Source organism: Georgenia alba (assembly GCF_042665525.1).
GTDB classification, from domain to species: Bacteria; Actinomycetota; Actinomycetes; order Actinomycetales; family Actinomycetaceae; genus Allobogoriella; species Allobogoriella alba.
This window is the reverse complement of sequence record NZ_JBHTCQ010000001.1, coordinates 1,731,629-1,749,612: the sequence shown is the minus strand read 5'-3', so window position 1 is coordinate 1,749,612 and position 17,984 is coordinate 1,731,629. Positions and strand designations below refer to the sequence as shown.

The following is a 17,984-nucleotide window of genomic DNA, read 5'->3' as shown; positions in this document are numbered from 1 at the left end:
TCACCCGGTGGCGAGCTCGCGTGCGAAGTCCGGCGCCAGGGACGGCCCGTAGACGTCCGAGATGTGATTGCCGTCCGCGTACACGACGGCACCCCCGATGACGGCGGGGCAGGTCGTCTCGGTGCAGAACCGATCGGTCAGGTCGATGACCGTGACGTCCGCGTCCGCCTCGGCGGCGGCCGCCTCGGTGAGGCCGCGTCCCTCCAGAGCCTCGGCGCGCGGGACGGCACACTCCCCGGGGTCGGCGTAGTTCTCGCTCACGCACGCGAACACGTCGCCGCGGGGCGACGGGGCGTCCTTGACGGCGAACACCCTGGCGCCCGTAGCGGCCAGCTCGTCGTAGGCCGCGGCGAGCCCGACCGTGCCGCGGACGCCTGAGGATCCGTCGTCCCGGAACCTCGAGCTCTCGTAGAAGGCGGACACGACGGCGTCGGGCTGCAGCTCGCCGAGACGTTCCAGCACGTCCTCGTTCGCGCCGACGCACTCCTCGCCGTTCGGCATCGTCCGCGGCGTGAGCGAGAACGGGCACGAGTTGCGCAGGAACGTCACCACGCGCCACCCGTTCTCCTCGGCCGCCTCGATGACGGGTTGGGCGAACATCCGGCCGTGGGAGTCGCCCACGACGGCGACCACGAAGTCGCCCTCGGGGTCGCCGTACTCGCACATCGCCGTCGCGCCTTCGTGCGGCATGCTGCACCGGGCGCTGTCGGTCAGCCACAGGGGCTTGCCCTCGAGGGCCGGGTTGGGCAGGAGCGCGGGCTCGTCGGTGATGAATGGTGCGAAGCTGCCGTCCCGCGCCGAGCCTGCGCCGAACCGCTCGTCACCGGCGTCGCGAAGACGGGAGACCTCGCCGGCTCTCTGGTCCCAGACGTCCTCCCGGGCCGCCGGAGTGATCCAGAACACCACGGTGCTCGCGGCGACGAGCCCCATCCCGACCAGGGAGGCCACGAGAGCCCTCCGGTCACTCCTGCGGGCCCAGGTCGACGTCCGGAACGGCTGCTCCACCCAGCGGTACGAGGCGGCCGAGAGCACGAGCATCACCGCGAGGAGGCCCAGTACCTCGAACTTCGTGGGCAGGCGCCCCGCCTGCACCGCGAAGTACACGCAGACCGGGAAGTGCCACAGATAGAGCGAGTACGAGACGTTGCCGACCCACTGCACGGGCCGCAGGTCGACGAGGGGGGTGAGCGACCCCGGCCCGCTGGTGCGTCCGGCGGCGATCACCGCGGCCGAGCCGAGGACGGGCAGCAGTGCCGCCGTCCCGGGGAACGGCGACTCCTCCGTCAGCGTGAGAGCCCCCACCGCGATGGCGGCCAGCCCGGCGAGAGCGAGGACCGCCCGCACGGGGCGCAGGCCGTCGGTGTAGCGCAGGACGACGGCGAGGAGACCCCCGAGGCCGAGCTCCCACAGGCGCGTGGTCGTGACGAAGTAGGCGGACGGGTCGCCCTCGCCGACGAGCGCCACGCTCCAGAGGAACGACGGGACGATCACGAGCAGGAAGGCGGCGACGAGACAGACCGAGAGTGGCCCGGCCGCCGCACCGCGTCGGCGGGCGATGCGGGCCGAGACGAGGGCGGCGACCGTCACGACGATCGGCCACAGTAGGTAGAACTGCTCCTCCACGGCGAGCGACCAGAAGTGCTGGAAGGGCGTCTGGGCGTTCTCGGAGTTCGAGTAGTCGACGGAGTCGGCCGCCAGGAGCCAGTTCTGGACGTAGAAGATGGAGCCCAGCGCCTGGCGCCCCACGTTGCGCAGCTCCGCCAGCGGGATGAAGAACGGCGCCGTGGCCACGACGGCCAGGATCGCCACGAGGCTCGCCGGGAGGATGCGCCGGGCACGGTTGGCCCAGAAGTGCCCCAGTCGTAGCCGACCCGAGGTACGGACGTCCCTGATCATGTGCCCGGTGATCAGAAAGCCCGAGATCACGAAGAAGACGTCGACGCCGATGTACCCGCCCGGCACCAGGTCCGGGCGCAGGTGATACGCGACCACGAGGAGCACGGCCACCGCGCGCAGCGCCTGGACCTCCGGGAGGAAGCGTCGCCGCGACCGCACGGGTGCCGGCGGGCCGGCTCGCACGGTGGTCGCGGCGGCGGTCAACTGGGCCTCGCATCGGCTGGTGGTGGGGACGGACGCCGAGAGCGAGTCTAGGTGGCCTTTGCGGTTCGTGGCGGCAATTGACGTGGCACCCGGTGGGCGGCGCGGACCATGCCCGGTCTCCCCACGAGCCCCGCCCTCCCACGCTATTTCCTACTATTATGATAGGAGTTATCCGAATGTCCGGTGTCGCCGGGCATCACCGCCGAGGAGAGGGCTGGATGAGCGAGACCGGACGACCGCGGGTGCTGCTGGTGGGTGCGTACGAGCGCGACAACTTCGGCGACCTGCTGTTCCTGCTGCAGACGGAGCAGTACCTCGACGGTGCGGAGGTGACCGCCGCCGCCCCGTTCGCCGCGGACATGCGGACCCTGCTGGACCGGACGATCCCCGCCTTCGGCCCGCTGCTCGAGGGGCAGGAGTACGACGTCGTCTGGACGGTGGGCGGCGAGGTGGGGGCGACCAGCCTGCACGGCGCCTACCGGATGTCGACCCCGCCAGGGGTCTACCGGGCGTATGAGGCCGCCTCCCCCGAGGTCCGCCGCCAGATGCTCCACCGGGCGTGCGGAGCCACCCCGATCGACGCGCCCTACATGCCGCGGCCGACCGCCTACCCCGGGAACGCGACCGCGGCGTCCGTGCTGCACTCGATCGGCGTCGCCGGGATCTCGGGCATGCCGGAGCACGGCCAGGCCGCGCGGCTGGAGATCCTCCGCGAGGCGGACCGGGTGAGCGTGCGCGACCAGCTCTCCGCCGACCTGCTGACGGCGCACGCCGTGCCGCACCGCCTGGGCCCGGACCTCGTCCACACCGTGGCGCTCACGCGGCCGCGCGAGCGGCCGGCCGAACCGGGCCCCGTCCTCGTCCAGGTCTCGGAGGCCCATCTCCGTCTCACCGGCCTCACGACCTTCGCCGAGGCCCTCGCCCGCAGCCGCCACCTCGCCCCGTTCCCGATCCGGCTGTTCCTGGCCGGCACCGCCCGCGGACACGACTCGCCCGAGGCGTACCGGCAGATCGTCACGCACGTGCGGCGGCTCTGCCCCGACCGGGACATCGACGTGCTGCCCGCCCGCCGGCCGCTCGACCTCGTCGACGCGATCGCGAGCGCGCGACTGTGGGTCGGCCTGTCGCTGCACGGCCGGATCGTCGCCTCGGCGTACGGCGTCCCACGGCTCAGCCTCGTGAAGCGCAAGCTCGACGCGTACGCACGCACCTGGGATCCCGACATGCCGTACGGGGTCACGGCGGAGACGCTCGACGACGCCGTGGCACAGGCCCTCTCCCCCGCCGTCGCCGCTCGCGCGGGCACGGTCGGCGAGGATCTGGCGCGCACGGCCGACGCCGACGTCCGGGCCGCCGTCGACGCGGTGCTCGGCGAGGACGCCACGTCCCCGGCAGTCCTGCGTGCCCGCTCGGCCCGCCGGTTCGCGGCGCTGGAGGACTGGCGCACGGGCCAGGTCGCCCGCCTGGCCGTGCGGCTCGACGAGCGAGACCGGACCATCAAGGAGCTGCGCGGCCGGGTCGGTGCGGCGGAGTCCCGGGCGGCCGCACGCCCCGCCGACGCACCCGTGATCGGGCGGACCCTGCGGCGCGCGAGAGCGCTGCGACGGAGCGTCCTGGCGCGTTGAGGGACGGGGGCGCCGGCCGGTCAGCGCAGCACGTCGGGCAGGGTGTTGTCGTACGTGGACAGGGCCGCGCCGATCGCCATGTGCATGTCCAGGTACTTGTAGGTCCCCAGCCGCCCCCCGAAGACGATGCGACGCTCGGCCGTCTCCGCCTCGACGCGCTCCCGGTAGCGCAGCAGCGCCTCCCGGTCCGCCGCCGTGTTGACCGGGTAGTACGGCTCGTCACCGCGCTCGGCGAATCGGGAGTACTCCCGCACGACCACCGTCCGGTCCGTGGGGTAGTCACGCTCGGGGTGGAAGTGCCGGAACTCATGGATCCGGGTGTACGGCACGTCGTCGTCGGCGTAGTTCATCACCGGCGTCCCCTGGAAGTCGCCGACGTCGAGGACCTCCTGCTCGAAGTCGAGGGTGCGCCAGCCCAGCTCGCCCTCGGCGTAGTCGAAGTACCGGTCGACGGGTCCGGTGTAGACGACCGGGACCTGGCCGACGACCGCCCCCTTGTTGACCGGCTGGCTCACGTCGAAGAAGTCGGTGCTCAGCCGCACCTCGATGTTCGGATGGTCCGCCATCCGCTCCAGCCAGGCGGTGTAACCGTCGACCGGGAGCCCCTCGTGGGTGTCGTTGAAGTACCGGTTGTTGTACGTGTACCGCACCGGCAGGCGGGTGATGATCGAGGCCGGCAGGTCCTTCGGGTCGGTCTGCCACTGCTTGGCCGTGTACCCCTTGATGAAGGCCTCGTACAGCGGACGCCCGATGAGCTGGATGCCCTTGTCGTTGAGATTCTGCGGATCGGTGCCGGCCAGCTCACCGGCCTGCTCGGTGATGAGCGCGCGCGCCTCGTCGGGGGTGTAGGCGGCCCGGAAGAACTGGTTGATGGTGCCGAGGTTGATCGGCATGGGATACACCTCACCGCGAACCGTGGTGTACACGCGGTGCTGGTAGCTGGTGAAATCGGTGAACCTGTTCGCGTACTCCCAGACCCGGTCGACGGAGGTGTGGAAGAGGTGCGCACCGTACTGGTGCACCTCGATGCCGGTGGTCGGCTCGTCAGCGGAGTACGCGTTGCCCCCGACATGCGGCCGCCGGTCGATGACCAGCACCTTCATGCCACGCTCCCGAGCGCATCGCTCGGCGACGGTGAGGCCGAAAAACCCAGAGCCCACCACGACTAGGTCGGAGTTCACATTGCCGCCCACTGCAGTTCGGAAGAAATTCACCTAGGCTGAGATCGTTATGCCACTGTTATCGGACGCTCCTGCCCCGGTTCGGCGACGCACGCCTGAACCGGTGCACGGGCGCGCCCAAAGCGATCCATCGCCCGACGACGCTACCCCAACGGTAGTGGCGGTCGTGGTCTCCCACGACCGCCGTGACCTGCTCGCCCGGACTCTCGACGGCCTGGCCGCCCAGGACCGCCCCTGTGACGCCGTGGTCGTCGTCGACAACGCCTCCTCGGACGGGTCCGCGGACCTGGCCGACGCCCATCCACTCGCGCCGGAGGTCGTACGGCTGCCCCGGAACACCGGCGGTGCCGGAGGCTTCGCCGCCGGCACGGCTCGCGCCGTGCGGAGCCACCGCGCCGACCTCGTGTGGTTGATGGACGACGACACCGTCCCCACGCCGTCGGCCCTCGCCGAGCTGCTCCGGGCCCGCAGCCGCTACGCGGGCCGTCCGGCGCTGCTCGCCTCCCGCGCCGTCTGGCACGACGGCCGCGACCACCCGATGAACACCCCGCGCCGCCGTTTCGGTCTGGCACGCCCGTTCACCGGACGGGCGGCCGCCGTGGGTGGCGTGCCGATCCGGTCGGCGTCCTTCGTCTCGACGCTGGTGGACGCCCGGGCGGTCCGCGAGGAGGGCCTGCCGGAGGCTGCGTACTTCATCTGGAACGACGACTTCGAGTTCACCGCTCGGCTGCTGCGCCGCCGGACCGGGCTCTTCGTGCCGACGTCCGTCGTCGAGCACCTGACCCGGACGTTCGGGTCCACCGACGCCGACCCCGGCGAGCGGTTCTTCTACGAGGTCCGCAACAAGCTCTGGATGCTGCGCACCTCACGCGCCCTCGGGCCGCTGGACCTGGCCCTCTACGGCGCCGCGACGCTCAGGAGATGGGGACGGACCGTGCTGCGGTCCGCCGACCGGCCGCTCCTGCTGCGCGCCGGCCGGCGCGGGTTCGTCGCGGGCCTCACCTCGCGGCCCGAGCCGACGACGACCGCCCTCGCGGGCCTCGGCGCGGTCAGCGACGACGTCCGCGCGATCCAGGAGGCGGTGCACCGTGACTGACACGATCACCCAGGCCCGGACACCGGCGGCGCCCGCGCGCCCCGAGGGGTTCGCCGTCCTGATGTCCGTCTACCGCGGCGACGACCCGGAGCAGTTCCGCCGTGCCGTGCGTTCGGCGACGGTCGACCAGGTCCTGCCGCCCGACCAGCTCGTGCTGGTGCAGGACGGCCCGGTCCCGGCCGCGCTCGCGGCCGTCGTCGACGGGCTGGAGCGCGGGGGCCCCGACTCGTGCGCCGGCACCGTCCCCACCACCGTGGTGCGGCAGGCGAAGAACCGCGGCCTGGCGAAGAGCCTCGAGGCGGGACTGGCGGCCTGCCGGTACGACATCGTCGCCCGCGCCGACGCCGACGACATCAACCTGCCCGAGCGGTTCTCCATCCAGGTGCCCCTGGTCCGCGACGGTCTGGACCTCGTCGGCTCGGCCATCACGGAGTTCGAGGACGAGGACCAGCCGCCCGGGCTCACCCGCAGGCTGCCGACCGAGGCCGGCCAGATCGCCACCGTCGCGCGGTTCCGTGACCCGTTCAACCACCCGTCCGTCGTGTACCGGCGCAGCGCCGTCGAGCGTGCCGGTGGGTACCGCCACCTGGACCTCATGGAGGACTACTGGCTCTTCGCCCGGATGATCGCCTCCGGGGCGCGGGTCGCCAACGTCTCCCGCTCGCTGGTCCTCTACCGCGTCGGCGACGGCGCATACGCCCGCCGCGGGGGTCTGCGGCTGCTGCGGTCGGAGCTGCGTCTGCAGCGCCGCCTGCACGGGATCGGCTTCACCAGCTCGCGCGACCTCGTGCGCAACGTGGTCGTGCGCGGCCTGTACCGCGTGGTGCCGGAGTCCGTGCGCAAGCCCGTCTACCGCACGGTCATCCGGCGTCGTGGCGCCGGGTCGCGCCGAGGCACCTCCCGGCGCACGACGACGGACGCGCGGCAGCACTCGCTGAGCGGCGCGCGCTGAGGCCGCACCGGCCCCCGCGAACGTAGGATCGCCCCATGCCACGACACGCCGTGACGCTCTCCCGCCTTGCGCACGCCGCAAGCGGTCGGCTGCTCGCGGCCCGGCACGCCCGGTCGCTGGCGCGGCACGAGATGCGCCGCCGGATCCTCACCGGCGCCCTCGGGGTCGTGGTCTTCCTGGCCACCACGATGGGCATGGCGTACTCGAACCTCCAGGGGAACATCGGCCGGCACGACGTCGACGACCTGCTCGGCGATGACCGCCCCACCAGGGACGACGGGCAGGAACCGCCCGACGACCCCCAGCAGGGCGAACCGCTCAACATCCTCGTCATGGGCAGCGACGTGCGGACCGAGGACGACCCGGACTACGGCGAGACCCTTGGCATGCGGTCCGACACGACGATGATCGCCCACGTCAGCGCCGACCGGTCCCGGGTCGAGGTGGTCTCGATCCCCCGCGACACCCTCGTCGACATCCCCTCCTGCCAGCTGCCCGACGGAGGCGAGACGGCCGAGCAGTACGACGCGATGTTCAACTCCGCCTTCGCGCTCGGCGGCCAGACCGGGGACGTCGCCTACGGTGCGGCGTGCACGTGGAAGACGGTCGAGGCACTGACCGGGATTCCCATCGACGACTTCGTCGTCGTGGACTTCGCCGGCTTCGAGGCGGTGGTCGACGCGCTCGACGGCGTGCCGATGTACATCCCCGAGCCGATCGACGACCAGCGTGCCGACCTCTCCCTCGAGGCGGGCTGTCAGGTGCTGAACGGTCACGAGGCCCTCGGCTACGCGCGGGTCAGGTACGGCGTGAGCGGCGACGGGTCGGACATCTCCCGCATCAGCCGCCAGCAGCAGCTCGTGGCGGCCATCGCCCGCGAGGCGCTCAGCGTGCACCTGCTCACCAACGTGCCCGCGCTGTACCGCTTCCTGGACGCCAGCACCAAGACGCTCACCACCGGCGACTGGGTGGGCCAGCTACCCAACATGGCCGGCGTCGCCACGTCCCTGCGGGGCATCGAGCCGGACGAGATCCGGTTCGCCACCATGCCGTTCGACTGGGCCGGCGCGCGGGTCGTCCCCTCCTCGGATGCCGAGGCCATGTGGGAGAACATGCGCGCGGACCGGCCGATCGACGCCGACATCACCGGCACGGGCGAGGAGCCCACCACGGAGGAACCCACCTCCGAGGAGCCCACCAGCGAGGAGCCCACCACGCAGGAGCCGACGACCGAGGAGCCCTCCGAGGAGACCACTCCGGAGTGCACCCGGTGATCCACGGCTCGCCCACCCCGTACCGCCGGGCAGCGTGACCTCCGCGTTAGGCTTCCCGTGCCGTGGCGCCGGGTGCACGGTCCGCCTGCACCCCAGGGACCGCGGCGAACGCCGATCTCCCGGGAGGGTTCGATGAACGACGAGAACTCGTCCCCGCCGCCGAGCTTCACCCCGGCGTCGGGCCGCAAGCGGCCCGACCCGAGCACCGCCCGCCCGGTGCGCGGCCGAGGCGCCGGCGAGCCACCCACCCGGGCGATGGACGCAGCGGCCGTGGCACCGGACCGCCCCCAGGAACGGTCGTCGCGGGCTCCGCGACCGCAGCGTCCGCAACCACCTGCCCGTCGGCCGGTACGCAGCGGGTCCGCAGGGTCCGCGCCGCCTCCCTCGTACACGCCCGGTGGTGGGGGCGCGCCGGCACGCCGGCGGCCCGAACCCCGCCGGGCGGACGGACCTCCGCCGACGTCGCCGCCGCGCAAGCCACGCCGCCGTCGTCGCGGGAGGCGCGTCGTGACGCTCCTCGTCGTGCTGCTCGTCCTCCTCCTCGCCTGGCCCGTGGGGCTGCTGATCTACGCCAACGGCAAGATCGGCCACACCGATGCCCTGACGGACGCGGAGGGCACCCCCGGAACGACGTACCTCCTCGCCGGCTCGGACTCGCGCGCCGACGGCGCGATCGACGACGACGGCACCACCGGCCAGCGGTCGGACACGATCATGCTCCTGCAGGTCTCGGGCGGACAGACGTCCCTCATCTCCCTCCCGCGCGACACGTACGTGGAGATCCCCGGGCACGGTCCGGGCAAGCTCAACTCGTCGTACTCGGCCGGCGGGCCGCCCCTGCTGACGGCGACGGTCGAGGAGCTGACCGGCCTCACCGTGGACCACTACGTCGAGGTCGGCATGGGTGGTGTGCAGGGCGTGGTCGACGCCGTCGGCGGCGTCGAGCTGTGCCTGGACTACGACGTGGACGACTCCCGGAGCCGGCTGCAGTGGGAGGCCGGGTGCCACCACGCGGACGGGGAGACGGCCCTCGCGTTCGCCCGGATGCGCTACTCCGACCCGCGCGGCGACATCGGCCGCGCCGAGCGGCAGCGGCAGGTGATCGGAGCGGTCATGGAGGAGGTGACGCGGCCGGGGACGTTGTTCAACCCGGTCGCGCACGTCAGGCTGGTGGACGCCGGGACGGCGGCCGTCACCACCGACCACGACACCGGGATCGTCGACCTCGGGCGCATGGCGTGGGCGTTCCTCTCGGCCTCCGGCAGCGAGGGCATCACCGGCACGCCGCCGATCGCGGACCCCGACTACCAGCCGGGTGGCATCGGATCGACCATCCTCCTCGACGAGGAGCGCACGCCCGAGTTCTTCGAGCGCCTGCGGGACGGGGAGCTGCGGCCCTCCGACGTCGAGACCGCGGGCTGACGCTCAGCCCACCCTGACCGGGCGCGGTCCGGCCTGCCACGCCGCCCACGCGCTGGCGACGATCTCGGGCAGGCCGTGCTCCGCCTTCCAGGCCAGCTCGTCGGCGATGCGCTCCGGCGACGCCACGAGCCGCGGCGGGTCACCGGGACGTCGCGGCTCGACGTCGGCCGCCACGTCGAGACCGCTGGCGCGACCGATCTCGTCGATGACCTCACGTACCGATGCGCCGGTGCCCGTACCGACGTTGAAGATGCGCCCGCTCGCCTCACCGTCGAGCTGGTCGAGCGCCGCGAGGTGCGCATGGGCCAGGTCGAGGACGTGGATGTAGTCCCGGATGCAGGTGCCGTCCGGGGTCTCGTAGTCGTCCCCGAAGATCCGTGGACGCTCACCCCTCGCCAGCCGGTCGAGCACCATCGGGACGAGGTTGAGCACGGCCGGGTCGCCGAGCTCCGGCCATCCGGCGCCGGCGACGTTGAAGTACCGCAGCGCTGACCAGCGCAGTCCCCAGGACTGGCCGCAGTCGGCCATGAGCCACTCGCCGATGAGCTTGGTCTGGCCGTAGGGGTTGATCGGACGGGGGTCGGTCTCCTCGGTGACGAGCTCGACATCGGGCATGCCGTAGACGGCGGCCGAGGAGGAGAAGATCATCCGGACGACGCCGGTGTTCTCCATGGCCGAGAGCAGGTTCACCAGCCCGCCCACGTTCTGCCGGTAGTACCAGGTCGGTCGTTCCACCGACTCGCCGACCTGCTTCTTCGCCGCGAAGTGGATGACGGAGTCCACGCCGCGCTGCCGCATGACCAGCTCGAGACGCTCCTGAGCGTCGGTACCGGCGACATCGAGCTCGACGAGGGTCGCGCCCCCCACACGGTCCTCCACCCCGGTCGAGAGGTCGTCGACGACGACCACGTCCTCACCACGCTCCGTGAGGAGCCGGACCACGTGCGCGCCGATGTAGCCGGCGCCGCCGATGACCATGATGCTCATGACGGCAACACTATCTGTGGGCCTCCGCTCGACCGGCCACCCCGGTCGGCCCTGGTGAGCGGCTCGTGGAGCCTCAGGACGCACGTTCTCACGTGTGCTCCTCGCGTGGCGGGCCGGTGGTCCGGGCGGCGACCAGCTCGGCGGCGCCGGCGACGTGATCGAAGAGGCCCTGCTGCCGCTCGCGTACGTCGCGACGGTAGTCCTCCTCGCGTGCCAGGACGTCCCTGGCAAGGTCCGTCAGCCGGTCCCCGAGGTTGCTGTCGCCGACGTCCACGCCCCACTCGGCGCGCCCGACGTCGTCGAGGAAGTACCGCATCTTGGGGTGGGAGACGATGCTCAGCACCGGGGTGCCGAGGCCGAACGGGATCATCGTGGCGTGACCGCGCATGCCGATCACCAGCGAGGCGTTCCGGTACGTCGCAAGCGCGTCGCCGACGTCCATGGTGTGCAGGTTCTCGACCGGCAGGTCGACGTCGTACGTGCTGCGCAGGTCCGTGGCGATCCGCTCGTCGCCGCTCATGTGCGCGCTGACGCGCACGTCCGCGCCCATGTCGCGGGCCGCCAGGACGAACCGGTGCACCTGCTCGAGGACGTCGTCGTAGCGGTGGCCGAACCGCCGGGCGCTGCGGTCGAAGGCGGCGTTGAGCAGGATGCGGCCGGTGCCGGTCTCGGCGGGCGGGAGGTCGTCGCGCAGCCGCTCGAGGACGGTCGTGGCGCACGGGACGAAGCGGACCTTGCCGGTCAGCTCGTCCGGCAGCATCTCCCGGACGCGGTCGATGGACCCGTGGTTGCGCAGGCCGAGGAGCTCCGCCTTCTCCGCGAGCGCGACGAGGTTCTCGCGGAAGAGGTTCCCCCGGAACGACTGCCCGGGGAACAGGTTGTAGCCCACGGCGAACAGGAAGAGCGGGACCCGAAGTGCCTCCAGGGAGGTGCGCGGCACGTTCCACTGCCAGCCGCTGTGACCGTTCGGCGAGGTGTCGGGCAGGAACAGGCCACCCCCGCCGACGACGACCGCGCGCTGGGTGTTGGCGAGGCGCACGTAGTCCTCGTCGAAGAGCTGGTGGACGTGGAACGGGAGCCACGTCGGCCCGCCGGCAGGTCGCTCCGCCGGACCGGCCTTCCGGACGGCCTCCCCGATGGCGTCCTGCACGGCGAGCGGCAGCAGGATGTCGCCGAAGTTGAACCCCCGACCGGCGAAGAAGGCGACGTGGGCGATGCCGCCCGCCGGCGGGTCCGGCGGCGGGAGCTGCCGCTCGAGCAGGTCGAGCACCGCCCTGGCCTGAGGCCGGTCCTGGCCCCCGGACAGGGCAAGCTCGGCGGAGCGACGTGCACCGGCGGTGTCGTGGACGACCCAGGCGATCCGCGCATCGTGGGCGGCGGCGAGACTCGTGGCCTCGTCGGCGGCGCCGGCGAGGCGGAGGGCCACCCGGGCACGCCGGTAGTCGCTGACCGCGCTCGCCAGCCGGGCGAGCGTGATGAGGTAGCGAACGGTCGGCTTCCCCTCGGTCGGCGCGATCCGATCGAGCTCCCGCAGGGCGCCCGGGTAGTCGGCCTCGGCCTCCAGGGCATCGGCAGCGGCGATCGCGTCGGTGATCTCGCGCGGTGCCTTCCCGTTCGGCAGCGGTCTGTCCGCCGGGACCAGGCCGTCCAGCACGGGCTCCAGCCCCTCGAGCGCGTCGCACGCGACGGCCTGCGCGACGTAGCGCCAGAACGCGCCGTCGGGGTCTTCCCACACGGACCGGCCCAGCAGCTCGCGGCGACGAGCCTCCAGCCTGCTCGGCACCCGCTGTCCGGCGACGGCCCGGCGCTGCTCGCTGCGCCGCCGCTCATCGGCGACCAGGCCCGCGGCTCGCTCCGGCGACGAGCCCTCCAGCTCCAGCGCCCGCGCCCACCGGTCCTCGGCCAGGTCCCAGTCCTCGACCAGTCCGGCGGCGAGGGCGGCCAGCCGGTGGAGCTCCGCGTCTCGCGGACGTGCTCGCACCAGCTCGACGGCGATCGCGGCCGCCGCGCTCCCGCGGCCCGGCACGAGGGCCTCGCGAAGCAGGTCCGCAGCGGCGTCCGCCGCCCCGGGACACGCGTGCCAGGACCGGCGCCCGGTGACCAGGTCGCCACGGGGGCGGCCGCCGCGGCCGTACAGCTTCCGCAACCCCTCCGGTGGCGCGGCGCCCTCCAGGGATCGCCGGAGCACCCTCAGCGCCCGGAGGTTGCGCCGGGCCCGCCCGGCTCGCCTGCGGGCGCCGGCGAGCAGCCGCGCGGGGCTGGCACCGCCCTTGCGAAGAGATCGTCGCATGGTCGCTCGGCGCCCTTCGCCTAGTCGTCGCCGGGCAGCTGGTCCGCCCGTCCGCCGGGCGATGTGGCGTCCTGGGACGACATCAGCGCGTCGATCATCGTGCCCGGGCCGGCATCGTCGTACTTGTAGGTCAGCTTGTGCACGATCGAGCCGTCGAGAACCTCTCGGTAGGTGGCGGCGTCGTACGGCTCGTCGAGCATGTGCCGGAACCGGAGCGCGGCATCGAACGGCACGCGGGGCGTGCGGTGCCAGATCTCCCGGAACCTCTCGTCGGCGTCGACGAGCGCCTCGAAGATGTGGTGGAACGTGAAGTAGCTGAGGTTCTGCTGGAACTCCCGCCAGTGCGCGTACTCCGCCTCGAGCAGCATCGCCGGGACGTAGTGGCCCGGTGGCGTCAGCATGAGCCAGTTGCCGATCGTGACGTCTCCCTTCGCGTACGCGAAGAATCCCGACGGCCGGGCGAGCTCCTCGAGCTCGGCGCGCACGTCGTGACGCACGAAGCAGGTCGAGTCCATCCAGATCCCGCCGAACCTGGTGAGCAGCTCCAGCCGCAGCAGGTCCGACCGGAACGCATGGTTCTCGACGAGCGCATCGACGTCCGGCGGGAGGGTCACCAGGTCGGCGACGTCGGTCGCGGTCAGGGCGACGACCGCGTCACCCATGTGCTCCACGAGGCTCCCGTGGGCCAGCCTGACGACGTCCGGCGCGTTCTCGAAGCCCTGAGCCCAGTACGTCCAGACCGTGCCGGACCGGTCCTCGAGCGGTTCGTGACGAGCGGCCGCCCGGCGGATCCGGTCGATGTTCTGCGCGATGAACCGCGATGTGCGCCGCCGCGGCAGGAAGTGTGTGAGCCCGCGCTCCAGCAGCACCGCGTCGTGATCACGGGTCTCGGGGTCCTTGCGCAGCAGCTCCTGGTAGGCCGCACGTGCGGTGCCCCAGTCCCGCGCCCGGGTGGCGACCTTGCCGAGGTCGCCCAGCCAGCGCAGCGGTGGGTCGGGATGGGTCTCGACCGACCGCCGGTGGGCGGCCAGGCCGGCGTCGACGTCTCCGTGGTGCAGCCGGGCAAGGGCGAGCCGGCGCCACCACACCGGCTCGTGCGGGTACCGGTCGACGGCGCGCTGGAACGCGTCGGCGGCCTCCTCCCACCGCTTCTCGCCGGCGAGGGCCGCCCCCTTCTTGAAGGAGCGCTCGCCGAGCACGCGGCCGGCGACGGTCGGATCCGGTCTCATGTCCCCGCCCCTCGGTCCCAGCCCGTCACCCGGTCGCGGCGTCCAGAGCAGCCGCCTCGTCCACCGTTCTCACCAGATCGGCGTAGTCCCGCTCGAACCGCTCGGTGTACTCCTCGTACAGCGTCTGATCGACCCAGTTGGCGTCCCGGAGCCGCCGTTCGACGTCGGACTCCGTGCCCTGAGGTCGTCCCGACTTGCCCCGGTGCACGATCCGGCGCGCGACCGGGACCCCCACGCTGGCCGCACCGGCCAGGTGGCTCGCGGCCAGGTGCTTCATGCTGCCGACGACGTGGAACCGCAGGTCCAGCGCCTCGCGGCTCATCTCGAGAAGGCGGTCGGGGCCGAGGTCGCGCGTCGCCTCGAACCAGTACATGTCCTCCTCGACACGGATCGTGCGGAACGCGCCGGCCCGGTCGAAGTGCCGCTCGTAGCGCTCCAGCATGTCCGGGTGCGTCGTGACGATCTGACGGGCCAGCATGTTGGTGAGGCCGTTCGTCATCGTGTGCTCGGCATGCTCCTCGAACGTCGCCGAGCGGTCGCGGGTGGGGACGATGCCCTTGGACGCCAACCGCTTGTGGTAGCCGGAGGAGAGCTGGGAGACCGGATCCCGCAGGACCGTGAAGTACGTGAGGTCGCGGCCCGGCAGCCGCATCGCGAACGGGTGGTGCTGGTGGATGAGCCGGAGCCGCGCGACCCGGTCGGCGTCCAGGTCGAGGGCGCGCTCGATCTGGTGCAGCCCGAAGCGCCGGTTGATCTCGAGGATCGCGGCACGCGGCACGGCCTGCTTGAGCGAGACGATCATGCTCGTGCCGCCGGAGAACGGCAGGTGGAAGAACACCGGAAGCTTCCCGTCCGACGGTCGTTTGGCCGCCAGGGCGTCGAACTGGCGCCCGAGGTCCGTCTCGTGCCACCGGGTGACGAAGTCCTTGCCGAGGTTCGTGAAGCGTGACTCCAGCCCGGCCATGCGGGCCCGGGCCTCGTCCTCGCGTCCGAGCAGTGCGAGCGCGCTCACGATGACGACGAAGTCGGGTGCAGCCGGCCTGCCGTCCGACCAGGTGAAGGACGTGGCGGCAGCCTCCTCGTACCGTCCGGCGTGCGCGAGCATCGGCGCGAGCCAGGCGCGTGCCCCGGAGTCACCGAACCGCCCGGCGAGGAAGGCCATGGCGGTCACGGCCATCTCGTCCCAGTCGTGCTGCCGGCTCCCCGCCGCCAGCCGGCGCAGCTCGGCGCGTTCCTCGTCCGTGACCCACTCCCCGCGCCCGTCCCGGATCATCAGCTCGGCGAGCGCCTCACGCAGCAGCGGGCGTGCTCCCCGTCCGGGCCTGAGCGGTCCGAGCTCGTCGCCGAACCGTGCTCCGTCGTGCTTGCCCTGTTCGTAACCCTCGAGCCAGGGCTCCGGCGGTGCGGTGGTCATGTGCTCGTCCGACCTCTCTCAGCCGTACAGGCGCCGGACCAGACGCTGGCGGACCGCCAGCCTCTTCGTGCGCTCGTCGAGTTTGCCCAGTGCGGGATGGCGAAGGGCACGCTGCGCCGTGCTCATCCCGAGCGCGACCACCGGGTGACGCTTCGGTGCGCCCGGCATGTCGAGCGCGGTCAGCCGGTTGGGGAGGAAGTACCGGTCGCGCTCCTGCGCGGGCAGCTCCGCGAGGACCCGGACCGCTGCCTCCCGGCGGTCGGCGAGCGACTTGGGCTGCATGCAGTACGCGACCGTGTCGACCAGCTCCTGGAGCCGCTGGACGTCGCCGTAGCGGCCGTCCTCGCGGTGCACGGCGTCGATGACCGTGGCCGGGACACGGTTGCTGTTCTGGAACGGGGTGAGCCGGCTCAGCAGCGTCTCGGTGTCCACGGCGATCGTCCGGACCCCGAACATGGTCCGTGCGGTGGCCAGGGCGGTGGAGAAGCACCCCACGAGCGCGACGTGCCTCCCCCTGGCCAGCATGACCTCGACCGGGTAGGCGTCCGTGACCACCTCGAGCTCGACCCCGGCCTCCGCCGCCGCGTCGCGCAGCGGGCGGACCATCCCGGGCGGAGCGGACGGGTGCGGCTTGAACCGGACGACCTGCGCCCCGGCACGCGCGGCGGCCCGCACCATCCGGGCGTGCATCTCGGCCTCCTCGTCCCTGGTCACCAGACCGAGGGCGGCGAGGTACTGCCCGACGACGACGGCGGCCGGCCGTCCGTCGTCGTCCCGGTCGTCGGGGATCTCGGCGGTGATCTCGTCCACGACGGCCCGGAACCGCTCGCTCGGGACGACCGTCGGCGCGACGCCGTACTCGCTCAGCAGCACCGGGCGCACGCCCGGGACCAGGTCCAGGTGCACCAGGCCGTCCAGGCGCTGCGTGACCTCGAGCGGTAGCGGATCCCTCGTCGGGCCGTAGCTCATGAGTCCTTCGGCGTAGACCGTGATGGGCGCCGCGTGGAAGACCCGGGCGAGCGCCAGCGCCGGGTTGACCCAGAGCGACTCGCAGACCAGCTCGACCGGCCCGTCACCGAGCCCCCAGTAGCTCCGGAGCAGTCGCTCGAAGGTGGGCAGCTCACGGATGCCGGGTCGCCAGTCGGAGGGGTGGACCGGGGCGAGGAGGTCCGTGAGGTGCACGACGCGGTCGAACCGGCGCAGGACCGGCTCCGCCCCCGCGATCTCGTCCAGTGCCGGTGTCAGCTCCGGCGCCGGCGCGTTGTTGACGACGAGCAGCACCCGCTCGCCACCGGTGTGCTCCAGGAGCCCGGAGTCGACGGCGGATGCGGCGGTGGCGGCGCCGAAGAGCGTGGAGGCGACGACGAGCTGAGTCATCGGTCCCCCCCGTCCGCCGCGGCCCGGCGCCGGTCGGAGACCCCGGCCGGCAGGAGCCCGTGCAGCGACCGCGCGCGCTCACGGCTCATCTCCCGGATCTCGCGGACCAGGAGATCGTGGGGCAGCTGGGAGATCAGGTGGCTCGCCCGTGACCTCAGCTCCGCCCGGACCTCACGCGTCATCCGGTTGCTGCGACGCATGTGATGACTCATCAGTGCCATGACGGTACGCGCGATCTTCGGTGCGTACTTCTCCGACTCGCGGTCCGCCCGCACCAGGTCCAGGACCCGCTCGAGCGCCGGGAAGATGTCGAGCTGGCGCCGGTCGTACGTCGCCGTGAGCGAGGTCTCGACGTCACGCCGGTAGCAGAGCGTCGGGGCGTCGACGACGGCGTACGGGGGCCCGTTGAGGAACAGGTTCCAGATCCAGGGGCGGTCCTCCGCACTGTGCAGGCCGTCGGGAAAGGTCATGAAACCGTCGTGCAGCAGCTCGCGGTCGAACAGCACGGCCCAGGAGTACGGGTAGTCGACCATGGTCGAGTGGTTCTCCGGCAGGATCGAGTCACGCGGGTCCAGCACCACTCCGCGGCGCGCCTGCGGGGCACGCACGAGGTTCCGCTTCCTCCCGGCCACCGTCGTGTGGTCGGTGAACAGGAAGGCGACCCGGAGGTGCTCGATCGCGTCGGCGAGCACGGAGAGGCGCCGCGGTGCGAGCCAGTCGTCGGAGTCGAGGTAGGCGACGTACCGGCCGGTGGTGGCCGCGAGTCCCTTGTTCCGTGCGCTGGCGACCCCTCCGGGCGACTCGTTCCTGAGGATGGTCAGGTTGGGCAGACGAGAACGGAACGACTCCGCGACCTCGCCGGTGTTGTCACGAGAGCCGTCGTCGACGACGACGACCTCCAGCTGGCGAGGGTCCTCCATCTGACGGGTCAGGCTCGTCAGGGCGTCCGCCACGTAGCTCTCGACGTCCTTGCCGGGAACGACGACGGAGACGCGAGGACGTGTGGTGGTGGTGCTCATGGACCTACAGTCTTCGCC

Annotated in this window: 13 protein-coding genes; 5 read left to right on the top strand and 8 right to left on the bottom strand. The window is 72.3% G+C overall.

Annotation, left to right across the window (positions count from 1 at the left end):
• Positions 1 to 2,100, bottom strand: coding sequence for an acyltransferase family protein (locus tag ACFQQL_RS08015; RefSeq protein ID WP_382393030.1), 2,100 nt, complete (start codon positions 2,098 to 2,100; stop codon positions 1 to 3).
• 218 nt (positions 2,101 to 2,318) lie between these two features.
• On the opposite strand from ACFQQL_RS08015, the gene ACFQQL_RS08010 reads away from it, so the two are divergent.
• Complete coding sequence (locus ACFQQL_RS08010) at positions 2,319 to 3,725, top strand: polysaccharide pyruvyl transferase family protein (RefSeq protein ID WP_382393027.1); 1,407 nt, start codon at positions 2,319 to 2,321, stop codon at positions 3,723 to 3,725.
• Between the two features lie 20 nt (positions 3,726 to 3,745).
• On the opposite strand, the gene glf is transcribed toward ACFQQL_RS08010, so the two are convergent.
• Positions 3,746 to 4,906, bottom strand: a complete 1,161-nt coding sequence (glf, locus tag ACFQQL_RS08005; RefSeq protein ID WP_382393025.1) for a UDP-galactopyranose mutase — start codon at positions 4,904 to 4,906, stop codon at positions 3,746 to 3,748.
• A 157-nt stretch (positions 4,907 to 5,063) separates the two neighbouring features.
• On the opposite strand from glf, the gene ACFQQL_RS08000 reads away from it, so the two are divergent.
• The 4 genes from ACFQQL_RS08000 to ACFQQL_RS07985 all read left to right on the top strand — a co-directional run bounded on the left by ACFQQL_RS08000 (position 5,064) and on the right by ACFQQL_RS07985 (position 9,650).
• Positions 5,064 to 6,002, top strand: coding sequence for a glycosyltransferase (locus ACFQQL_RS08000; RefSeq protein WP_382393023.1), 939 nt, complete (start codon positions 5,064 to 5,066; stop codon positions 6,000 to 6,002).
• A complete protein-coding gene (locus ACFQQL_RS07995) occupies positions 5,995 to 6,954 on the top strand; it encodes a glycosyltransferase (protein WP_382393021.1) in 960 nt (319 codons plus the stop codon). The genes ACFQQL_RS08000 and ACFQQL_RS07995 overlap by 8 nt, the downstream gene beginning before the upstream one ends.
• A gap of 35 nt (positions 6,955 to 6,989) precedes the next feature.
• A complete protein-coding gene (locus ACFQQL_RS07990; RefSeq protein ID WP_382393019.1) occupies positions 6,990 to 8,228 on the top strand; it encodes an LCP family protein in 1,239 nt (412 codons plus the stop codon).
• Positions 8,229 to 8,735: 507 nt separating this feature from the next.
• Entirely contained in the window at positions 8,736 to 9,650 is a 915-nt protein-coding gene (locus ACFQQL_RS07985) for an LCP family protein (RefSeq protein ID WP_382393017.1), read from the top strand.
• Between the two features lie 3 nt (positions 9,651 to 9,653).
• On the opposite strand, the gene galE is transcribed toward ACFQQL_RS07985, so the two are convergent.
• From galE to ACFQQL_RS07955, 6 genes are all read right to left on the bottom strand, one after another.
• Positions 9,654 to 10,637, bottom strand: coding sequence for a UDP-glucose 4-epimerase GalE (gene galE, locus ACFQQL_RS07980; RefSeq protein ID WP_382393015.1), 984 nt, complete (start codon positions 10,635 to 10,637; stop codon positions 9,654 to 9,656).
• 88 nt (positions 10,638 to 10,725) lie between these two features.
• Complete coding sequence (locus tag ACFQQL_RS07975; RefSeq protein WP_382393013.1) at positions 10,726 to 12,927, bottom strand: polysaccharide pyruvyl transferase family protein; 2,202 nt, start codon at positions 12,925 to 12,927, stop codon at positions 10,726 to 10,728.
• A 20-nt stretch (positions 12,928 to 12,947) separates the two neighbouring features.
• The gene (locus tag ACFQQL_RS07970; protein ID WP_382393011.1) at positions 12,948 to 14,156 is read right to left on the bottom strand and encodes a capsular polysaccharide synthesis protein; all 1,209 of its coding nucleotides are present in this window, start codon (positions 14,154 to 14,156) and stop codon (positions 12,948 to 12,950) included.
• A 25-nt stretch (positions 14,157 to 14,181) separates the two neighbouring features.
• Complete coding sequence (locus ACFQQL_RS07965; RefSeq protein WP_382393009.1) at positions 14,182 to 15,570, bottom strand: sulfotransferase family protein; 1,389 nt, start codon at positions 15,568 to 15,570, stop codon at positions 14,182 to 14,184.
• Between the two features lie 18 nt (positions 15,571 to 15,588).
• Complete coding sequence (locus ACFQQL_RS07960; protein ID WP_382393007.1) at positions 15,589 to 16,947, bottom strand: polysialyltransferase family glycosyltransferase; 1,359 nt, start codon at positions 16,945 to 16,947, stop codon at positions 15,589 to 15,591.
• Positions 16,944 to 17,966, bottom strand: a complete 1,023-nt coding sequence (locus tag ACFQQL_RS07955; protein ID WP_382393005.1) for a glycosyltransferase — start codon at positions 17,964 to 17,966, stop codon at positions 16,944 to 16,946. The genes ACFQQL_RS07960 and ACFQQL_RS07955 overlap by 4 nt, the downstream gene beginning before the upstream one ends.
• Between the last annotated feature and the right edge of the window lie 18 nt (positions 17,967 to 17,984).

Bases quoted from the DNA above. Each gene is read 5' to 3' on its own strand.
- ACFQQL_RS08010 (WP_382393027.1), top strand. From the start codon at position 2,319: ATGAGCGAGACCGGACGACCGCGGGTGCTGCTGGTGGGTGCGTACGAG.
- ACFQQL_RS07990 (WP_382393019.1), top strand. From the start codon at position 6,990: ATGCCACGACACGCCGTGACGCTCTCCCGCCTTGCGCACGCCGCAAGC.
- galE (WP_382393015.1), bottom strand. From the start codon at position 10,637: ATGAGCATCATGGTCATCGGCGGCGCCGGCTACATCGGCGCGCACGTG.
- ACFQQL_RS07975 (WP_382393013.1), bottom strand. From the start codon at position 12,927: ATGCGACGATCTCTTCGCAAGGGCGGTGCCAGCCCCGCGCGGCTGCTC.
- ACFQQL_RS07970 (WP_382393011.1), bottom strand. From the start codon at position 14,156: ATGAGACCGGATCCGACCGTCGCCGGCCGCGTGCTCGGCGAGCGCTCC.
- ACFQQL_RS07965 (WP_382393009.1), bottom strand. From the start codon at position 15,570: ATGACCACCGCACCGCCGGAGCCCTGGCTCGAGGGTTACGAACAGGGC.
- ACFQQL_RS07960 (WP_382393007.1), bottom strand. From the start codon at position 16,947: ATGACTCAGCTCGTCGTCGCCTCCACGCTCTTCGGCGCCGCCACCGCC.
- ACFQQL_RS07955 (WP_382393005.1), bottom strand. From the start codon at position 17,966: ATGAGCACCACCACCACACGTCCTCGCGTCTCCGTCGTCGTTCCCGGC.